The sequence below is a fragment of the Alteromonas sp. G4i35 genome (assembly GCF_054960375.1).
Window position 1 is genome coordinate 117,382 of sequence record NZ_JBHNZD010000004.1, and the last position, 20,892, is coordinate 138,273.

15 protein-coding genes and 1 other RNA gene are annotated in these 20,892 nt (G+C 42.6%); 14 read left to right on the plus strand and 2 right to left on the minus strand.

All coding sequences use genetic code 11. The annotated features are described in order from the left end of the window. Nucleotides 1-163 precede the first annotated feature (163 nt). The 4 genes from phhA (at nt 164) to maiA (ending at nt 4,972) form a co-directional block, all read left to right on the plus strand. Nucleotides 164-964 (plus strand): phenylalanine 4-monooxygenase, encoded by an 801-nt coding sequence (gene phhA, locus ACFI6L_RS03460; protein ID WP_014948685.1) that lies wholly within the window; start codon nt 164-166, stop codon nt 962-964. A 215-nt stretch (nt 965-1,179) separates the two neighbouring features. After that, the gene (tyrR, locus tag ACFI6L_RS03465; RefSeq protein ID WP_014948686.1) at nt 1,180-2,736 is read left to right on the plus strand and encodes a transcriptional regulator TyrR; all 1,557 of its coding nucleotides are present in this window, start codon (nt 1,180-1,182) and stop codon (nt 2,734-2,736) included. A gap of 416 nt (nt 2,737-3,152) precedes the next feature. Further along, nucleotides 3,153-4,163, plus strand: coding sequence for a fumarylacetoacetate hydrolase family protein (locus ACFI6L_RS03470; RefSeq protein WP_014948687.1), 1,011 nt, complete (start codon nt 3,153-3,155; stop codon nt 4,161-4,163). 155 nt (nt 4,164-4,318) lie between these two features. Continuing rightward, nucleotides 4,319-4,972 (plus strand): maleylacetoacetate isomerase, encoded by a 654-nt coding sequence (gene maiA, locus ACFI6L_RS03475; protein ID WP_014975930.1) that lies wholly within the window; start codon nt 4,319-4,321, stop codon nt 4,970-4,972. Nucleotides 4,973-5,017: 45 nt separating this feature from the next. Here the strand turns inward: maiA and ACFI6L_RS03480 are convergent, their stop codons facing one another. Then, nucleotides 5,018-5,485 carry an Lrp/AsnC family transcriptional regulator gene (locus ACFI6L_RS03480; protein ID WP_014948689.1) on the minus strand — a complete coding sequence of 156 codons (468 nt, stop codon included), beginning with the start codon at nt 5,483-5,485 and terminating at the stop codon, nt 5,018-5,020. Nucleotides 5,486-5,793: 308 nt separating this feature from the next. Here ACFI6L_RS03480 and ACFI6L_RS03485 point away from each other — a divergent pair, with 308 nt between their 5' ends. Together ACFI6L_RS03485 and ffs are read left to right on the plus strand one after the other, a co-directional pair. Continuing rightward, the gene (locus ACFI6L_RS03485) at nt 5,794-6,852 is read left to right on the plus strand and encodes a Glu/Leu/Phe/Val dehydrogenase dimerization domain-containing protein (protein WP_014948690.1); all 1,059 of its coding nucleotides are present in this window, start codon (nt 5,794-5,796) and stop codon (nt 6,850-6,852) included. An 86-nt stretch (nt 6,853-6,938) separates the two neighbouring features. Continuing rightward, an RNA gene (ffs, locus tag ACFI6L_RS03490) (signal recognition particle sRNA small type) lies at nt 6,939-7,035 on the plus strand. 15 nt (nt 7,036-7,050) lie between these two features. Here the strand turns inward: ffs and ACFI6L_RS03495 are convergent. Next, nucleotides 7,051-7,332, minus strand: coding sequence for a late competence development ComFB family protein (locus tag ACFI6L_RS03495; RefSeq protein ID WP_014948691.1), 282 nt, complete (start codon nt 7,330-7,332; stop codon nt 7,051-7,053). A 236-nt stretch (nt 7,333-7,568) separates the two neighbouring features. On the opposite strand from ACFI6L_RS03495, the gene ACFI6L_RS03500 reads away from it, so the two are divergent. From ACFI6L_RS03500 to ACFI6L_RS03535, 8 genes are all read left to right on the plus strand, one after another. Further along, nucleotides 7,569-8,657, plus strand: coding sequence for a tryptophan 2,3-dioxygenase family protein (locus ACFI6L_RS03500; RefSeq protein ID WP_039226413.1), 1,089 nt, complete (start codon nt 7,569-7,571; stop codon nt 8,655-8,657). Nucleotides 8,658-8,948: 291 nt separating this feature from the next. After that, nucleotides 8,949-11,897, plus strand: a complete 2,949-nt coding sequence (locus ACFI6L_RS03505; protein ID WP_039226416.1) for a TonB-dependent receptor — start codon at nt 8,949-8,951, stop codon at nt 11,895-11,897. Nucleotides 11,898-11,952: 55 nt separating this feature from the next. Then, the gene (locus ACFI6L_RS03510; protein WP_462573418.1) at nt 11,953-13,422 is read left to right on the plus strand and encodes a tetratricopeptide repeat-containing sulfotransferase family protein; all 1,470 of its coding nucleotides are present in this window, start codon (nt 11,953-11,955) and stop codon (nt 13,420-13,422) included. Between the two features lie 337 nt (nt 13,423-13,759). Continuing rightward, a complete protein-coding gene (locus tag ACFI6L_RS03515) occupies nt 13,760-16,597 on the plus strand; it encodes a TonB-dependent receptor (RefSeq protein ID WP_462573419.1) in 2,838 nt (945 codons plus the stop codon). Nucleotides 16,598-16,666: 69 nt separating this feature from the next. Then, nucleotides 16,667-17,806, plus strand: a complete 1,140-nt coding sequence (locus ACFI6L_RS03520) for a 2OG-Fe(II) oxygenase (protein ID WP_462573420.1) — start codon at nt 16,667-16,669, stop codon at nt 17,804-17,806. A gap of 17 nt (nt 17,807-17,823) precedes the next feature. Continuing rightward, nucleotides 17,824-18,081: a hypothetical protein gene (locus ACFI6L_RS03525; RefSeq protein WP_462573421.1), complete on the plus strand. Its 258-nt coding sequence runs from the start codon at nt 17,824-17,826 to the stop codon at nt 18,079-18,081. Between the two features lie 55 nt (nt 18,082-18,136). Further along, nucleotides 18,137-19,096 carry an aspartyl/asparaginyl beta-hydroxylase domain-containing protein gene (locus ACFI6L_RS03530; protein WP_462573422.1) on the plus strand — a complete coding sequence of 320 codons (960 nt, stop codon included), beginning with the start codon at nt 18,137-18,139 and terminating at the stop codon, nt 19,094-19,096. Beyond that, complete coding sequence (locus tag ACFI6L_RS03535; RefSeq protein ID WP_462573423.1) at nt 19,074-20,888, plus strand: tetratricopeptide repeat protein; 1,815 nt, start codon at nt 19,074-19,076, stop codon at nt 20,886-20,888. The genes ACFI6L_RS03530 and ACFI6L_RS03535 overlap by 23 nt, the downstream gene beginning before the upstream one ends. Nucleotides 20,889-20,892 lie beyond the last annotated feature (4 nt).

A 20,892-nucleotide genomic window follows, 5' to 3' on the forward strand; every position in this document is an offset into this window, starting at 1 on the left:
GTAATGAGCGGCTTTTTGTTATATAAAACAATGTGTTTACTTGGTTTTGTAAAATTCCTGTTACAGCAAAATCGAGTCGCTCGTAAGAGCTTACACTTTTCGACGTCGCGAATTTCATTAGACTGATAGACAAGTTTTTTAACTCTTATTGGTTACAGAAGTTATGCCAAAATCAACGCAATACCAGTCGAGACAATCTGACGAGAATGGCATTATCCATTGGTCAGACGAAGAGAACCAAATTTGGTCTGAACTCTATGCGAGACAAATTCCGCTGGTGAAAGAAAGAGCGTGCCAAGAATACTTGGACGGGCTTGATTTGTTGAAGTTAAATGAAAAGGAAATTCCTCAGCTACCCGACATCAACAAAGTACTGATGGAGAAAACGGGTTGGCAAACAGCTGAAGTGCCTGCGTTAATTAATTTTGGCGAATTTTTCAGATTACTGGCGAATAAGCAATTTCCTGTTGCCACCTTTATTCGCACCAGAGAAGAATTCGATTATTTGCAGGAGCCGGATATTTTCCATGAAGTTTTCGGTCATTGTCCGCTACTAACGAATCCTGCATTTGCTCATTTTACTCACACTTACGGAAAGTTGGGTCTTGCTGCCAGCAAAGAAGACCGAGTTTATCTCGCTCGTCTTTATTGGTTCACCGTAGAGTTTGGATTGGTTAGAGCCAAAGATGAATTGAAGATATACGGTGGAGGCATCTTATCTTCTCCTGGCGAGACAATATACGCGTTAGACAGCGACACACCTCTGCGTAACCCGCTCACTGCTATTGATGCATTAAGAACACCTTATCGCATCGATATTATGCAGCCTCTTTATTATATCTTACCGGAATTCGACCATCTGTTTGAATTAGCGGAAATGGATATTATGGCACTCGTAGAAGAAGCGAAGTCTTTAGGGTTATTTTCCCCACTTTTCCCACCTAAAGAGAAAAAAGCCAGCTAACACTATTGTTAATTAAATGTGTTTTATATAGGATGCCGCTCACTGAAGCGGCATCTTTTTTATTTGGTGTGCGCGGCCTTTTAATTATGCTCTCTACGCGTTCTTAAATGTGTGATTCATCGCAAATTTAACCATCTGTAACATTTATCTTGTTATCTTTTTGTAAAAGTATGATATTCTGTACATATATGTTTACAAAATAGCTATAACACCCTATGCGTCTAGAAATAAGCTGTCAGGACCGTCTTGGTATCACTCAAGATGTTTTAGATATTCTCGTTACTAAAGAAATAGATTTACGCGGTATTGAAATTGACCCTGCGGGGAAAATTTTCCTTAATTTTCCCAATATCGAATTTGCAGATTTTCAACACCTCATGCCTCAAATTCGCCGCATCGATGGTATCGACGATGTGAAGACGACGCTTTTCATGCCAGGAGAGCGTGAAAAAAATCAGCTTTCCGCTATTTTAAGAACGTTGCCCGACCCTGTGTTTTCTATCGATGCCAAAGGCAATATCTTGCTATGCAATGAAGCGGTATGCGCGGGGCTAGAAATTCCGAGTAGTGAAATAGAAGGCATTGAAATTGGCGAAGTTGTGAAAGGCTTTAACTTTACTAAATGGATGGACGGTAAATCGCCTGGCCCTCAGTCTTCGAAAGTGAAGTTTATTCAACAGGATTACCTAGCCGATATGCTGCCTATTACTGTACCTGACGGCGAGCAGAATATGATCATGGCAGGTGCTGTGGTGATATTAAAATCAGAGATGCGACTAGGACAGCAATTTACCGCGTTCCACCAGTCTCCCACTGATAGCTTTGACCGCTTTGTCACTCAATCTCCGTTTATGAAGCGAGTCGTTCATGAAGCCAAGCGAATAGCTGATTTGGATGCACCTATTTTAATTTTTGGTGAAACAGGCACAGGCAAGGAAATGATTGCCAGAGCCTGTCACCAGTCTAGCCGTCGCAGTGAAGGAGCATTTTTAGCTTTAAACTGCGCGTCTTTACCTGACAGCGTGGCAGAAACCGAATTATTCGGTTACGCAGCGGGGGCATTCAATCAGCCTAATGCAAAAGTGGGGCTATTAGAGCAAGCAAAAGGCGGTACGCTTCTTCTCGATGAAATTGCTGATATGTCTTCTCAGCTTCAAGCTAAACTGCTCCGCGTTCTGGAAGACGGCGAATTTAGAAGAGTAGGGGATTCTGAGCCAGTTAAGGTAGACGTGCGATTTATTTGCACCACCTGTCGTGATTTAGGTCAGCTTGTAGAAGAAGGACGATTTAGAAAAGAATTGTACTACCGCTTAAACGTACTAAGTTTGGTTATGCCTTCTTTAAAAGACAGAAGGCAGGATATCGTTCCTCTTGCCGAGTCTTTCATCGTTCAACACAGTACCAAGTTAGGTCGCCGTCCTGCGAAACTCAGTAAATCCTGTGTTGATTTTCTGCAGCAGTACCCGTGGCCGGGTAATGTGAGACAGCTACAGAATGCGTTGTATCGCGCGTTATCACTCCTTGACGGTAAGGAGATTACCAAGGAAGACATTCAGCTTCCAAGTTGTGCGCCAAGCGTCACTTATATTGACGAAAACTTTGACGGCACATTAGACGAAGAAGTGAAGAAGTTTGAAAAGGACTTGCTCAAGCGGTTATATCCTTCCTACCCAAGTACCCGTCAATTGGCTAAAAAACTGGGGTTAAGTCATACGGCAATTGCAAATAAGTTACGTGAGTACGGCATTAACAAGGCAACGGTAAAGCTTTAATTATATGGGAGCATTGACCTTTGCCATAGGGTGAAGGTCAATGTGACCAAGTATATTTGGCTTCGTTTAGCAAAGTAAAAGTGGCAAATGGTCTACGCCAATTTTTATATTGATAATGCGTTTTTGTGCCTCAGAGCAATATCAATTCATCTGTTACGATAAATTTACATCGCCCACGGAGCAAGCGGGCAGCGCTATACCTGCTCAACAGAGGCTTACTAGCGTACATCCTTTCTTACAGCCAAATAAAACTTCGTCAACAGATCACTTCTCAACGCACACCAACTAGTGGCATAACTATAATCATGGAATTGTGTGTGATGCTGCCGCGTAAAAAGATATAGGTCTTTTATTCAGAACGTATTAATAAAAGACAAGAGCGCCAAGCTGATGAATAATTTTTCGAGGAAAGAACAATGAAACTAGCAACCTATAAGAATGAAACCCGAGATGGCTGCCTAATGGTAGTGTCGAAGGACCTTTCTCGAGCATGTAGTGCACAGGACATTGCGAAAACGATGCAAGACGCACTGGATAATTGGAAAGAGATTGCCCCTCAGCTACAGATGAAATACCAAGCGCTAAATGACAATGCGTGTGACAGCGTGCCGTTTGACGCATCTCGCTGTGAGTCGCCTCTTCCTAGAGCTTACCAATGGGCTGATGGAAGTGCTTACGTGAACCATGTGGAATTGGTGCGAAAGGCGCGTAATGCAGAAATGCCGGAAAGCTTTTGGACTGACCCATTGATGTATCAAGGTGGTTCCGATGACTTTATTGGACCCGAGGATGACATCATACTTCCAAGTGATGATTGGGGAATCGATTTTGAAGGTGAAGTCGCTGTTGTTACCGATGACGTTCCTATGGCGTGTACGCCTGAACAAGCTTCAGAGCGCATTCGACTTATTATGTTAGTTAACGACGTGTCACTTAGAGGGTTAATCCCAGGCGAACTGGCGAAGGGGTTTGGCTTCTTCCAATCAAAACCTGCGTCTAGCTTTTCTCCGGTTGCTGTAACACCAGATGAATTAGGTGATGCGTGGAAAGATAGCAAAGTGCACTTGCCTTTGCGTTCAACCTACAATGGTGAACTATTCGGTAAGCCTGAAGCGGGTCAGGACATGACGTTTGATTTTGGTCAGCTAGTCGCGCATGCCGCCAAGAGCAGAAACCTAGGTGCAGGTGCTATCATCGGCTCGGGTACAGTGTCTAATAAACAGGGTACAGATCATGGCTCTGCCATCGCTGAAGGCGGTGTGGGTTATTCATGTATTGCAGAAGTGCGCATGATTGAGACTATTCGAGACGGCAAACCTTCTACTCCTTTCATGCAGTTTGGCGATCGTATACGCATAGAAATGCTAGATAAAGAAGGTCACTCTGTTTTTGGCGCCATTGAACAGCAAGTTAAACCGCTTAGCTAAAACTTTAAAATGAAAAGTAGTGTGGGCTAATAACGCGGTTTACTCAGTAGGCACGTTGTTGTTTTCCCCACTATAATTATAAGAGGGTGTAGAGCGTTTAGATTCATCAAAGCCCTGCACTCCTACCAAAAACGTTTAATAGGTGTGGTAGTACCATGAGTATAAAACTTTACGGCTATTGGCGTTCGACCGCCTCTTACCGCGTGCGGATTGCGCTGAATTTGAAAGGGGTTGAGTACGAGTATGTACCTGTACATCTTGTAAACAACGGTGGCGAGCAGCATAGTAGCGAATATACGCGTCTCAATCCCGCGCACCTTGTCCCTACTTTGGTTGACGAAGACGAAGATATTATTTTGAATCAATCGCTATCAATCATCGAATATCTTGATGAACGGTATGAAGGCGAACACCAGCTGGTTCCTGAACATCGAACAGAGAGAGCCAGAGTCAGAGCGCTAGCACAAGATATCGCGTGTGATATTCAGCCTTTGGGTAATCTACGTGTACTGAATGCGCTAAAAGGGAATTTTGAGGCGTCACAAGATGATGTGGCGAAGTGGGCATCCCACTGGATAACGCTGGGGTTCGACGGCATTGAAAAGCGTCTTCAGACCCAAGCTGGAAAGTTCTGCTTTGATTTCGATGTTACGCTGGCTGATATTTGCTTAGTACCCCAAGTGTATAATGCGCAACGTTTTAACGTCGATATGAGTCGCTACCCTTTAATTAGTAAGATAGCGAAGAATTGTAACGAGTTAGATGCTTTTGAGCGGGCTAAGCCCGAAAATCAAATAGACGCCACTTAGACTGACGGGGGAGAGTAGAAATGTACTCTGACCCCATTTTTTGAGTTATTGGCGTTTAATCGGTAGCTCGGTGGTGTTTTTCACCTGCTTTAAGGCGAAGGTTGAGCTTAAATGATCGACAAGAGGCAGGTGAGTTAATTTCGTTTTAAGTAAGAATTCGTACTCTTCAATACTTTCCACTATCACTTTTAGTAAGTAATCTTTTTCACCGCTGGTGGTATGACACTCCACGATTTCATCGATGTTTTGTACGGCATTTTCAAAATCGGTTAGCGAGTCACCGTCATGGTTTTTCAACGTGACATAGATAAAGACCGACACACCTAAATTCAGTTTTTTGCTGTTTAGCAATGTGACTTTACCAAGAATGATGCCGTCGGCTTCCATTCGTTTGACACGTCTCCAGCACGGAGTGTGCGACAATCCTACACGCTGGCTTAAATCTGCCATCGACACCGTGGCGTCTTGCTGAAGTACGCGCAAAATCTCACGGTCAAATTTATCCAATTTCATTAACACTGTTTCCGTCGTTTTTATGATGTTTATTATATATCAAAAAAAATTCTAGGATAGCTGTCCTAGAAAAATTGTAATCAATTCTATTGCGTTTCAGTTTGTAAATTTCATTAACAAACTTTGCAAGGCCTGTCCTCAAAACAATCGGATACACTTGGCAAAATGTTGCTGATCTTTGCGAGGCCGATAAGTGTACCGCAAATCATCTTCAGACTCTCACATCATCCCAAATGAGCGGCGTTTCGTTTTCGTGACAGCTAGACCTTGGGTAGGCTTTAATTCATCACAGTATTAATAGGGAAAATATGTCAGTTTTTGATCACCCGGAGTTCAATAATCACGAACACGTTGCGTTTTATCATGACGAGAAGGCGGGCTTGAGCGCCATTATTGCTGTACACAATACCAATCTGGGGCCAGCACTTGGCGGTTGTCGCATGTGGCCCTACGTAAATAGTGGTGAGGCATTGACCGATGTGTTGAGACTGTCAAAGGGGATGACGTATAAAGCAGCCATGGCTAACTTGGAGCTTGGCGGCGGTAAATCTGTGATCATCGGCGACCCTCGTAAGGCTAAATCGCCAGAAATGATGAAGGCAATGGGCAAGTTTGTTGAATCATTGGGCGGCAAGTATTTCACTGCTGAAGATTCAGGTATTTCAGTAACGGACTTGCAAACCATGGCAACCGAGTCGGATTACATCGCTGGTGTTAATGCTAAATACCACTATGCGGGCGAAGTACCTGACGGAAACCCGGCTCCGTCTACAGCATACGGTGTGTTTGTGGGTTTAAAGGCGACGGTAGAGTACGGCTTGAAGCGCAGCCTTGATGGCGTCAGTGTTGCTATACAAGGTATGGGGCACGTTGGCTACCGTCTTGCCAAGCACTTGCATGAGCACGGTGCCAAGCTTTATGTTGCGGATATCTATCCCGAAGGTGTTGAAAAAGCAGTATCTGAATTTGGTGCGACAGCTGTAGCGCCGGAAGAAATACTGAGCTTAGATGTGGATGTGTTAGCGCCATGTGCGTTGGGTGCAGCCATTAACGATCTGTCATTGCCTGAAATCAAAGCCAAAGTAATTGCAGGCGCTGCAAATAACCAGCTTGCACGTGAAGATATTGGTGAATTGCTTCAACAGCGCGGCATTCTGTATGCGCCAGATTACGTGATCAACGCGGGTGGCGTTATCGACATCTTCCATCAGCGTATGGAATCGAGTTCTAATGAAGCGCTTCGCGCACATATTGAGCAAATCGGCGAAACGCTAAAAGAAATTTATACCCGTGCAGAGCAAGAAGGGGCGGCGACAAACCGTGTTGCTAACCTTATTGCCGAAGAGAGATTTTCTTTAAAGGGTTGAAAACTCTCAACCAAATAGTCATAATGCGCCCCGCACTCAGGCAGGGGCGAATGACTTTGCTTTGAATGCGATTTTCTATGGTGGGCTTTTGGTCCTCCCGCAATGATACTCTGTGAACCCGGTCAGGCCTGGAAGGGAGCAGCCGCAGCAGACGACTCATGTGCCGGGATGTGGCTGGAGGCCCGCCACCCAAATTCCTTATTCGTCTTCTTTTTTAGTCTTTTCTATTTCATCTAAGTACTTGAGTGCTTTACTAATAGCATGCTCAACATTCATTTCCATTTGATTTCGTTCGCTCTGAGGCAGGTAAAACGCCATGTCTACTTCGTAGCGGATATAACGTGGTGGAACCTGATTTAAGGCAAGACAGCACAAGTCTGCTAAGTAATCAGGACTTTTCGTGGTATCGAGCCCCAGCTTACTGATTCTTTCTAAAACCAGGTGTTCATAATAGTTATGGATGTCGTCATCTAGTTTCATGTTCATTCCCCTTATAATTGTTGTTAGCGCCCTGCGTAAAAGTGCTGTGGTATGCAAATATGTTGTGCGGAAGATACAGCACTTGTCCAACTAATTGGACACATTTTTATACAAGCTAAATGGCACAACACGAACCTTGGCTATATATCCTTATAATGTATAGCTTGTATTCTGTGGATGTCGAGTCGACGGTGATAGAATTACGAAGTTAAACAAAGCAATAAGGCAAGAACGACATGAAAAAAAATATAGAGCCCTGCTACTACGGCGATTACCTACAGCTTGATAAGATTTTGGGGGCGCAGGACTTACAGAGTGAGAAGTACGGTGACGCGGCGCACGAAGAAATGCTGTTCATTATTGTTCACCAAGTTTATGAGCTTTGGTTCAAGCAGGTTCTTCATGAATTAAATGCAGTAATTGATACGTTTAATCAAGAAACAGTTAAAGATCAGCAGCTAACGCTAGTGGTGCATCGCTTACAGCGAGTCATACAAATTCAAAAGTTAATGAACGATCAAATTGCTATCATGGAAACCATGACGCCACAGCAGTTTTTGTCGTTTAGGGACTACCTGGTGCCCGCGTCGGGCTTCCAAAGTATACAGTTCAAGCGTTTAGAAATATCACTAGGCCTAAAGCGTGATTTCAGAATCGACTTTGATAAGCAAAGCTTCTACAACCGTCTGACTGATAAAGATAGAGCGTTATTGGAAACCCTTGAAAACAAACCTAGTTTGTTTGAGCTGGTCGACAAATGGCTTTCAAGAATGCCGCTTCTAAAAACGGAAGGTTTCGATTTTTGGCAATATTATAAAGATGCGGCAGACGAAATGTTGAAAGACGACCACCATACAATTTCAACTAGTGACATGCTATCTGATACAGAGCGGCGACAAGAGCTAAAAGACTTACAAGCAACGATGGAGAACTTTGATGCGTTGTTTGATGATACGCAGTTTGAAAAGTTAAGAGGCGAGGGCAAATTCCGCTTAAGTCATAAAGCATTGCTTTCTGCATTATTTATAAAGCAGTATTCTGAAGAGCCTATCTTTAATCTGCCGTTCCAGCTTATTACCGCACTCACAGAGATAGACGAGCAACTCACTATATGGCGCTATCGTCACGCAATGATGGTTCAGCGCATGCTGGGCACTAAAATTGGCACTGGTGGGTCGTCAGGACATCATTACCTCAAGAAAACCACTGAGTCTAATCGTATCTATTTAGACTTTTTTAACATGGCAACCTTCTTACTTCCCAAAAGTGCATTGCCAGAATTGCCTGAAACTGTAAGAAGACGACTGGGGTTTTATCTCCAATAGTTTGAAAAGTAAGCTTTTATGCGTTTTTTCTTACTGTTATTCGTCGCATTTTTCTCTGCATGAAATTTAAACGTAAACAACAAAATCAGTAAGTTAGCTGCACTTTTATGGTGCAGCTAACCGCATCCTATCGAAGAGCCCTTGATTTTCATCCTGTCAATATGTCAATTATACAAAAGGATAATTTTAAAAAATCCTAATAAAAACATTAGTTTAATTCTGTTTTAAGGTGTTTTTAAAAAACCTAAACAGAGAAAAACTTTAATAAGAAATGAAAACCAGGGAAAAACAATGACGTTTAATAAAACGCTTACGGCGGTGGCTGTTGCCGCGTCGATGGGCCTCTCTGCGCCTGTATTCGCGCAAGAGTCCAAAGGTACAATTACTGGCACATCAGTATCAGCTAGTACAGAACAAGCTCTTGCAGGAGTAGAAGTTACTATTGTAAATCTGGAAACAGGGTTAACCAGAACTATTGTTACAGACAGTGACGGTAGATATACCTTTCCTCTTCTTCCACCTGGCAATTATAGCTTAACCGCTAAAAAAGATGGCTTCTCTGTTGCGCAAGAAAAACAATTCAGTGTAAGGCCTTCAGGTAAAACAAATTTGGATGTCGCTCTCGAAGCGGGTGATATCGAAAGAATCTCTGTGCGTGGAACTTCAATTTCCAATATCGATGTGACTTCGAGTGAGTCACAGCTATATGTTGACCAAGAGTTTATATCTAAAGTTCCAGTACCTCGCGATATTTCTTCAGTAGCGCTACTTGCTCCGGGTACCGTTTCTGGTGATTCCGACTTCGGTAACTATGCTTCGTTTGGCGGTTCTTCAGTTGGCGAAAACGTTTACTATGTGAACGGTATTAACGTTACAAACTTCCGTAACGGATTGGGGGGCTCAGAGCTTCCATTTGAAATGTACGAATCTTTCGAAGTAAAAACAGGTGGTTACTCAGCCGAGTTCGGGCGTTCAACAGGTGGTGTTATTAACGCACGGACCAAGAGCGGTAGCAATGAATTCAAATGGGGAGCCAGCGCATATTACGAGCCAGCAGCCCTTAGAGCTCATCAACCCGACGTATTCTACAGAACTCAAGAAGATGCAGAAGAGGCTGGAACAGCCTATTACGTTGTTAACAAAGAAGACGAAACAGGTGAGACAAACGTCAACCTGTGGGCTTCTGGCGCGCTTATTGAAGACAAACTCTTTTTCTTCGGCTTAGTAAATCAAAAAGTACGTCAGCGTGATTACGCAGAGACTACAACGATCTACGACCGCGAAGGTAACGACACGTTACTCAGTGCAAAGCTTGATTGGTACATTACGCCCGAGCACATACTAGAATTTACGGCATGGGATAATACTGAAGAGCTAGAATCTGAAAAGTTCCTATATAGCCCAGATAGCGACAATGTGGGATCGTCGTTAGGTGAATATACGCTGGAGCGTGGCGGCACGACTTGGGGAGCTCAATATACAGGCATCATTACCGATGATCTTACCGTGAGTGCCCAATACTCGGTTAACAAAACGAGCTACAGCAATCTGAATAATGGCGCCAATCCGCTAGGTGATGCTCCGGTTATTTACGACAGGTTTACCAACATAGAGTACGGTGCTTACGGCTTAACGACGCCTTCAGTTCAAGAAGATAAACGTACGGCTATTCGTTTTGACGTAGAGTGGTACGTTAATGCAGACCATGTCCTCAAAATTGGTATCGATAATGAGGACCTTGAGGCTTATGAAAATACTTCTCGCGCAGGTGGCGTTGCATACCGATATGAAAACTGTGGCGATAATCTAGATGAGCCGAGTAATGCAGACTGCCAAGTTCGCCAAGAGTTTTATGTAAACCAGGGCGACTTTGAGACCAAGAGCTTCGCTTATTATGTTGAAGATACTTGGACAGTGACAGACAACATTACTGCAAGAATTGGTCTTCGTAATGAAACCTTCGAAAACTTTAACAAAGCCGGTGAAAAATTTGTTGATGTAAGCGATCAGTGGGCACCACGTTTGGGCTTGAGCTGGGATGTAAAAGGTGACGGTGAGAGTAAAGTATTTGCAAACTACGGCCGCTACTATCTTCCAGTTGCGACGAATACAAATATTCGTCTTGCGGGTGATGAACTCTATACACGCCAGTATTTTGATGTTGAGTCAATAAATGATGATTTCACGCCTGTATTAGGCGAGGCTACTGGCAGTTTGACGGTATACAGTGACGGTACGCTTAAAGGAACGACAGAAACAGTCAATGCCGACCTCGACCCTATGTATCAAGATGAATATATTCTGGGTTATGAGCAAGTCATTAACGAATCTTGGAGCTTCGGTATTAAAGGGACTTACCGCGACCTGAAAAGCTCTCTGGAAGATATTGCTATCGATGCAGGCTTCGACGACTACATTCAACAAGAGTTTGGTTCATCGTGTACACTATGTTCTGGCTTCCATTATTATGTTTTAACAAACCCAGGCAACGATGTAACAATTACCACAGATCCAGATGGAGATGGTGATGTACCATACGGAACATACACTATTCCTGCTGATATGTTGGGTTACCCTGAAGCTGAACGTCAGTATGCCGCGGTTGATTTGACTGTTGACCGAGCGTGGGATGATATTTGGATGATGAGCTTCACCTATACGTGGAGCCATAGTTGGGGTAACACTGAAGGTGCTGTTCGTTCTGATAATGACCAAACAGATTCTGGTTTAACAACAAACTTTGACCAACCAGGCCTTCTTGATGGCGCATATGGTAATTTACCGAATGACCGCCGTCATGCTGTTAAACTAACAGGTGCTTACCAGCTCTTTGAGAACTTTACACTGGGAGCAAACTTCCGTTGGACATCAGGTAGACCACTTAACTCTTTTGGTTATCACCCAACAGATCTTTTCGCAAGCTACTATGATGCGGAGTCATTTGTAAAAGATGGTGAGTTAGTTTCTCGTGGCTCTGAAGGTCGTACGCCTAGTACTTGGACTTTGGATTTGAGTGCGAAATACCTTATTGAGCTAGAGCAAGCGGACGTAGCACTTCGTGCTGACATCTTTAACCTATTCAACAATGATGATGCTACTCAGCTTAACGAAATAAACGAGCGTTATGCTGGACAAAGTGATGAAGGTATATTCCTTGGAGAATACAACCCAAGTTACGGGTTGCCTACATCTTTCCAAACGCCACGTTACGTGCGCTTCAGTGTAGAAGTAAATTTCTAAACAAGGTCGAAAGCCCAGCATAGTGCTGGGCTTCTTTTTTACTATGAATCATCTATTGCAAAAGTTAGTTTCAGCCTCAAAATCAGTCAATAAGTCACAGGTTGAGGCGATAGTTAGCGACTTAATCAACTTACAAGCACCTTTACAAGAAAGATGGGTTGGAGTAGGGCAAATAGCAAAATCGTTTGGCAGTTATAGACTAGCTAAGCGCTGTATCGAAAAAGCGCTTGAACAAAGCCAAAGTGATCAAATGGTAGCGCAAGCCTTGGGAATGCTCTCTGATTTAGGAAAAACCGAGTTGGCATACGAATACCTGCAGTCTATCGGCAACAGAGTGTCGTCGTCTGTAGTGCTATTACACTTAAAAGGAGTACTCGCTTATCAACTGGGTTACTTCACTCAAGCAAAGCAGTCGCTTAGAGAAGTCTTAATAAAAGTCCCAACGTCAGGGGAAACACTCCACTTATTATCAACGATGTCTGATACAGAGGAAGCAAAAGAGCTACAGAAGGAACTAGATACCTTATTATCTAGCATGGACAAGGCCCCTTTATCAGTGTCCAAAGCATGCTTTTACAACGCCTTAGGGAATACCTACCTAAAAACCTCCGAAGTGGTTACCGCTTACCAATATTTTGAAAAGTGCGCAGAAACCATGCGAGCGATCTCACCAAAGGATAAGTCATTCGATTACTCATTAATTGAGGATTGGAGAAACGAGAACGTTGAGTGCGCAGAGGTTAAACCTTCTAACTTCACAGATGAAAGTGTTTCAACGAAAAGCTCTCCAATTTTTATTTTGGGAATTCCTCGAACTGGAACAACGCTTGTAGAACAAGTCATCATTCAAAATACAGAAGCGCAGAGTGTGGGGGAAATAGATGCCTTTCCGATGGCAGTAGATAACGTATTAAAAACTAAAAATGCTCTAGAGCGCCTTAAAACACTCGCTCTTTTAGATGAAGAAAAATGCAGTATGATAGCTGACGAGTATTTTAAGATTTGTAGCGAATATGGGGTATCAAATGCCCTGATCGTTGACAAAAGCTTAAGTAACTTGAGATATGCTTATGCAATCAAGCACGTTTTTAATAAAGCAATCTTTGTTGTCACCAAAAGAAATGAAATTGATAACGCATGGTCAATATTCAAGACGCAATTTAGTAATAGTTTACATTGGTCTTGGGATATTAGAAAAATAAAAAGTTTTATTGATAATGAGTCTAGATTAGCGAAAATTTTGGCTAATTCTAAAGAGGTAGCACCAATAGTAATACAGCTAGAAACCTTGCAAGACCAGCCACAGGAAACAATAAAACAAGTAATTAATAGGGTTTACGAAAAGCAAGGCGCTACTCGTGAGACTGAGTTGCTATCTTTACCTCCATATGAAGCAGGAAAAGTAGATACAATAGCAGTAAGAACTGCAAGTATGTATCAGGCTCGACAGCCGATAAGCAGCGACCATGCACACTCTAAAAATATCCCCCCCAAGTTCGAAAAAACATATTCAGAAATTCATTAGTAGAATATTTGAACTGTAAGCGGCCGTCATCGATTTTGCTGTTCGCCGCATAGATGAGTTCATTAAACTTTAGTCTTGGTTTAAAGTGTATGAAAAGTGAGCTAAAAAAGCTTAGCGTTGTAAAGTATATGTAAAATGTAAGTTAATATTTACAGATTAGAGTTAAAAGACAAAAAAAAATTGAACTTTTGTGAAACACCCGTCTGATCCCAGTTGACCCTTCGCACAGGATGTGGTTATTATCAAAGTGAGGCTTTGACCTTACTAATAATAATTCGTTATATAAACGATTTAAGAAACACACACTAAGAGTTTTAGTGGTCCAGGGAGACAATACATGTTTACAAACTCTAAGCTGGCTAAATCAGTGAAGTTAGCGTGCGCATTCGGTGCTGCATCATCTATCGGCTTCACTGGTGCAGTTAACGCACAGGAAACCGAACAAGCAGCGGAAGCAGTAGAAAAAATCGAAGTAACAGGTTCACGTATCCGTCGTACAGACATCGAAGGTGCAAACCCAGTTACAGTAATGTCTCGAATCGACATTGAGCGATTTGGTGTAACGTCTATCGGTGACGTTCTTCAGGCTATCCCTTCTGCAGGTTCTGCTATTAACACCAACAACAACAACGGTGGTAATGGTACAACTACAATCAACATTCGTGGTATCGGTTCAAACCGTACTCTTGTTCTAGTTAACGGTAAACGTTGGGCTCCAGGTCTTACTGGTTCAGTTGACCTTAACAACATCCCAGCAGCAATTATCGAGCGTATCGAAGTACTTAAAGATGGTGCGTCTGCTGTATATGGCTCTGACGCGATAGCTGGTGTTGTAAACATCATCACTCGTCAAGATTTTGAAGGCGTTCACGCGTCTGGCTACATGGGTCAGTACGATGAAGGCGATGGTAACAAAGAACAGTGGGATATTGGTTTCGGTACCTCTAACGACAAAGGTAACGTTTACTTTAATATTTCTTATGTAGAAGAAGAGCCAACATTCGCGGGTGATCGTGAAATTTCAGCGGTTCCCGTATTCGGTGCACCTACTGGTTACGGCGGTTCATCAGGTACACCTAATGGCCGTTTTTGGTACTTCGATGACGAAGGCACTTCTTTCAACGTTCAAAATGATGGCAACGGTGGTCTAATCCCGTGGACCGGAAGCAGCGCTTTCAACTTCGCGCCACTTAACTACCTTTCAACGCCTCAAGAACGCACCAATATTTATTCTCAGGGTCGTTATGAACTGACTGATAACCTTACTGTAAACGTTACAGGTTTTTACGGTAACCGTCGTTCGTCTCAGCTTCTAGCGCCTACACCTTTATTCGTGGGTAACGCAGCAGGTACTACTGGTATCACTATCGCGGCTAACAACCCTTATAACCCAACGGGCTTAGACCTGACTGACGCAGCTGGTTTCGGTGAGCCTAACAGTCTTTTCTTTGCCGGTCGTCGTATGCTTGAAGCTGGCTATCGTCAGTTCGCTCAAAACGTAGACCAATTCCAATTTAACGGTGGTTTTGAAGGGGTTATCGAACTAGGTGATAAGGAGTTCTTCTGGGACGCTACTTACACGTACGCAGATATCACGCAAAATACGTTGACTGACGGTTTGCTAAACATGGACCGTGTTGCATTGGCGTTAGGCGATGTTGACGCTTGTAACAATTCTGATGATGGATGTGTACCTCTGAATTTCTTTGGTGGCGCAACTGCAATTGGGGAAGGTACAATCACGCAAGAACAGCTTGATTACATTCAATTTACTGCACAAGATGCATTGAATTCTTCTCTTGAAAGCTACACTGCTAACCTTTCTGGCGAAATCATGGAGCTTCCAGCAGGTTACCTTGCTTTTGCTACAGGTTATGAAAAGCGCTGGCAGTCTGGTTACGATCAGCCGGACGCGCTAATCGCAGCGGGTATTACTTCTGGTAACTCTCGTCAACCAACTTCAGGTTCATTTAGTGTTGAAGAATTCTATCTAGAGCTTGCTGTTCCTCTACTTTCAGATATGCCTGGCGTTGAGCAACTAGACCTTGAACTAGCGACTCGCTACTCTGACTACAGCAACTTTGGTGATACAACAAACTCTAAAGTTGGTCTTAAGTGGCGTGTAAACGAAGACTTAATCGTTCGTGGTACATGGTCTGAGGCGTTCCGTGCTCCTTCTCTATCAGAGCTATTCTTGGGTAACAGCGATAGCTTCGTTACACTTCAAGACCCTTGTAATGGTGGTGAAGCAGGAAACCCAAGCGCACCAGGTTGTGCGGGTATCCCATCAGCTTACGAGCAGCCTAACCCTCAAATCAGAACAACCGTTGGTGGTAACGCTGACCTACAGCCTGAAGAAGCAGAGAGCTTCACATACGGTTTCGTATACTCTCCAGCACAAGTTGAAGGCTTATCAATCACGTTTGACGTATTTGATATCGAAGTTGACAACGCAGTATCAACTGTTGGTGCGCAAAGTATCCTAGATGCGTGTGCTGAGACTGGTACGCAATTCTGTTCACTAATCGAACGTAACTCAGGTGGTGTTGTAACTGAGCTATTTAACGGTCTTGTGAACCTTGGTGGTCAAACAACATCTGGTTTCGATTATAACGTTGCTTATAACTTCGAAACTGAATTTGGTGATTTCCGTCTTAACTGGGATGGTACTTACGTAGATGAGCGCACTACTATTATCGTTGACCCTGTAACTGGCGAGTCAATTACAGAGAATGACGCAGGTCGCGCTTTTGACCGTGACGTAATTCCACGTCTTCGTACCAACCTGTCTGTTACTTGGGCATACGAAGATTGGACTGCAAACTACCTAGTACGCTTCATCGGCCACACTACAGAAGCTTGTTCGTTCGATGACGATACGGATGAGAATGGTAACTACCTAGAAGATACGCTATGTAGTGATCCAGGTGAGACTACATTTGATGATGACGGTAACCTAGTTAAAGATAGCTTCAACGAGCTTGAAGATATGGCTTACCACGATGTGTCTGTTGGTTATGCAGTTACTGATAACCTTCGTCTAACGCTTGGTGTTAACAACCTTTGGGATACAGACCCAGAAGTTTCTTACACTACGTTCGCGAACAGCTTCGACCCATCAATGTATGAAATCCCTGGAAGATTCTTCTACGGTCGTGTAAATCTTGAATTCTAATTCAATGATTGCATAAGATTTTCAAAAATTTAAAGGCCTCGTAAGAGGCCTTTTTTGTAGGAGAATATTGTGAAGAGCATTGAACAACTCCTGACAAAAGCAGATTTGCATTTTCAAAGGAACGAATACAGTCAAGCTTATGATTGTTTACGCATTGCTGGTCAGTCAGGACATATGTATGCCGCATTAGACTACGCTTATCACATCGCACCAAATAGCCCCAAAGCAGCTATCGACTATCTGAGCGCATTACCAGACAACTCAAAACCTACTGTAAGGTTTCACTGTTTACTCATTTCACGGTTTTATCTATTTAAAGAAATGAATTATGAGCTGGTGAGTGAGCTCGTCAGGCTTGCTTCAGCAGGGCATGCAGAGTCCTTAATTGTATTACTTAGTTGGACTGAGCAAAACACATCGGTTTACGCTCAATTGAAGGTTACATTAGGTCGCCATAATCCCAACATTTATCGTCAATTGTTTATGGGAGACCCTATTTACGCCGATGTTTCTACGTCTTTATGTGAAGATACAACCATCACCACGGTACTTGAAAAGCAAACCTCGCTACTAAATAAAACTAAAACTGCTGTTGATAGCAACGGTATCGTTTGTGAAATGAGCGGCGTACTGTCAGATATTGAATGTGACTACATGCTTCTTCGATACAAAAGTTTACTTCAGCCATCTATGGTTCTAAATCCATTGAATGGTAATCCCATGAAAGATGATATTCGCACGAGTGAGGTCGCTATTATCACTAATCAATGGGTAGATTGGATAAGTCGCGAAGTAGAAGTGAAGATGAGCCGTATGTCTGATACAAAACCTCAGCATGGTGAACCACTAAATTTACTGAGGTACAAAGATGGCCAAGAATACAAACCGCATTATGATGGGTTTACTGATACTCAACTAAAGCAAACCAGTATTATTGAAGAGGGAGGCCAGCGTACCCATACGATACTGGCATACTTGAATTCATTGAGTGAGGGCGCTACTCACTTTCCCAAGTTAGGAATAACGATCTATCCAGAAAAGGGAAAACTAGTGAGTTTTCTTAATGTTGATAAAAATCTGGCGCTAGAAAAACAGAGTTATCATTGTGGCCAACCTGTCTTCACAAATGAGAAATGGATGCTTACAAAATGGGTGAGGTCAAATCGCACCGAATATGGTACGTTAGTTTTCGGAAGTAATTGTAAATAAATGTTCAAGGAAGCAATATGAAAAAATTTATTCTAGTTAGTCTAGTGGCAGCATTCGCAATCTCCGGATGTAATTCAACATCAAACTCTTCATCAAGCGATGTGGCAAGCAATGAAGACGACGGTATGGTGTGTAAAATGGAAAAGAAAGTCGGTTCAAATATGATGCGCCGAGTTTGCTATACAGCAGAAGAAAGGGAAATGATGGAAGAGGCCGCACGCGAAAGCTGGACTCGTATGCAAAGAGGGACTGAAACTTCAGGCTCAGACTTGTAAAGTGAACGAAGGCTACTATAAAGTAGCCTTCTCGTTTCTAACGCTACTTATTAAAATGACAAAGCAAATTGAACAAGCCCTTAAACAGCAGAATTTTGATGTCGCTACAGCGCTTTATTTAGAGTGGTACGAATCTTCTCCCCTTGACTTCAATATCGAAGGTAGTCAGCCTTCACGTGTTAAAGCTACACATATTGCTAACGCCGCAAATCTAGCGCGAAGAGCAGGTTTCAACGAACTGCAGTTTATTAAAGATATATCTCCGCGATTAGGGGAAATGGTCAAAGTTTTGTTTGGTCTTGCACAACCTTCTTTTTCAAACCCGCTTCAACGACCTAATTTCATTTATATTCCTGAGCTTACCAGTAAACCGTTTTACGATATTCAGGAATGTGAAGGATTAAAGAGTTGGATACAGACATTGCAGCCTTTTAAAGATGAGTTGTTGGGTATAGGCAAAGTATCAAAAAGTAAATATGTTGAAGAGTTTGAAAATCTACCGAATTTGGAAGAGTGGAACAAGCTAAGAGATGAATGGCTTTCTACCCATCTAATAAAAGGTGGGGAACACAGTGAAGTGTTTAAATCGTTAAGTAAACCGCTCCGTGAAGTATTGGAAAAGGCACCATTGGCGCATTGTCCACCTCATGCACCTGAAATGTTTGTTTCTGTGCTAGAGCCTGGGGCATACATCCCTCCGCATTACGGAATTTCAAATTGTAAGCTTACCGTGCATATACCTTTAAAAGTCACAAAACATGCATCGTTGCAAGCGGGAGACGAAATATTCAAGTGGGAAAATGAACAATCCGCGATGATCTTCGATGATAGCTTTCTACATTCCGCAAAAAATGAGAGCGATGAAGTAAGAATTGTGCTCATTTTTGATATATGGCATCCAGACTTATCTTCGTTAGAAAAGGAAGGATTGGCAAAGTTTATGACAAAATTTGCTGTCTGGAACAATGGGGTAGGTAAGTTAGCTAACTTAGATGCACAGTTACGAAGAAAATAATAATAGTATGAATATAGTACAACAGCTCGTCTCAGCTTATAACCAGAAACAATATCAGCAGATTATCCAATTTATTGAGAAGCAGTTATTTCTGTTGCAAAAAGACCCAGTATTTATTCAACTATTCTGTGGCTCGCTTCGCCAAGTTCAGCGAGTGAAAGAAGCTGAGAAATATTTAGTAAAAGGGCTGAAGAAATTTAAAAATCACCCCGAATTATCAAATGCTTTAGGTAATTTATACCTATCCACTCGGCGAATTGACTTGGCAGTATCGACCTTTCAAAAGGCGAGTGAATTAGCGCCTAATAATGTTGATTTACACTATAATTTGGCACGTGCACTAATTGAAAAAAATGCGTTAAAGCAAGCGCGTATAGCAGCAGAAAAAGTTCTAGCGTTAGTGCCGAATCACGTGCAAACGAAGCTAATTTTGGCAGACATTTTTTCGAAGCAATCAGACTTTAATGAAGCCATAATCGTCTTAAAAGATGTCTTAGCTATTAGTCCAGAAAATATTGTTGCTTTGAACAATATCGCCAATTTGTATCGCAAAATTGAAGACTATGAACAAGCATTAAAGCATTTTGAATTAGCGCTTTCTAAAACTAATGCTAACCCTACTATTTTAAGAAATTATGCAGCAGTACTCGCGCTATCAAATCAAAGAGAGCGCGCGGAAATGGTGTATCTGAAAGCATTGAAAGTTGCACCACCTGATTGGGAGCTTCAGGAGGAGCTGGCCAAGTTTCTATGGGAAGAGGGAGTTGATGCGCCATTTGTTCATATTGAGTCATATATCAAACGACAACCTGAAGACGATAGCTTCAGGTTTCGTTTTATTCAGTTGCTAATACAAGCCGACGAATATCATGCGGCAAAAGAGCAATTAGACTTACTTACTACAGAAGCGATTAAGACTCACGAAATTGCGCCATTGAGGGCCAGAGTGCTCAGAGAACTAGGTGAGTATGAGGCTTCTATTGTTGAAATAGAAAATGCCAAAATACAGTCAAATAAAGTGGCGCTATTAAGTGAGAAGGGCTATTCGCTGCTTTGTTTGGGGCGCGCAAAAGAAGCACTCAACTGCTTCAACCAATTGATAAAAATAGAACCACTAAACCAAGGTTGGTGGACAATGTTATCTACATGTTGGTCTATGGCCGAACAAGAAAACCGTTATAAATGGTTGTGCGACTATGACAAGCTTGTTTACGTTAACGCTATTAAACCTAGTCCAGTTGATACTGCTAATTTCAATGAAAAACTAAAAACTGCCCTTGTAGAAAAACATCAGAATCAACGGCATCCTATTGGACAATCATTGAAGAATGGGACGCAAACATATGAAGATTTATTCGTCACATCCTTACCTATCATTAAAGAATTGTCGGAAAACATTTTAGCGCAGGCAAAACTATTTACCGCGCAACAGTGTTCAGACAAAACCCATCCGTTTTTATCACGGTTAAGCGATAAGCTTAAATATATCGGTTCTTGGTCAGTAAGGTTAAGAAATGGAGGCTTTCATAAGTCTCACTACCATCCAGAAGGATGGTTAAGCGGCGTTTACTATGTGGATGTGCCTAAAGCCGTTGATACGGGTGGGCAAGGCTGGTTGATGTTTGGTAGGGCTGATATTGCGAATCAACGATTTGAAGGGGATTATGCAGTCAAACCCGAAGGGGGGACGGTCGTTCTGTTTCCATCATACATGTGGCACGGTACTAACGCTTTTACCACTGATGAACACAGATTAACCGTTGCCTTCGATATTATTCCAAACGAAAACTAAACGT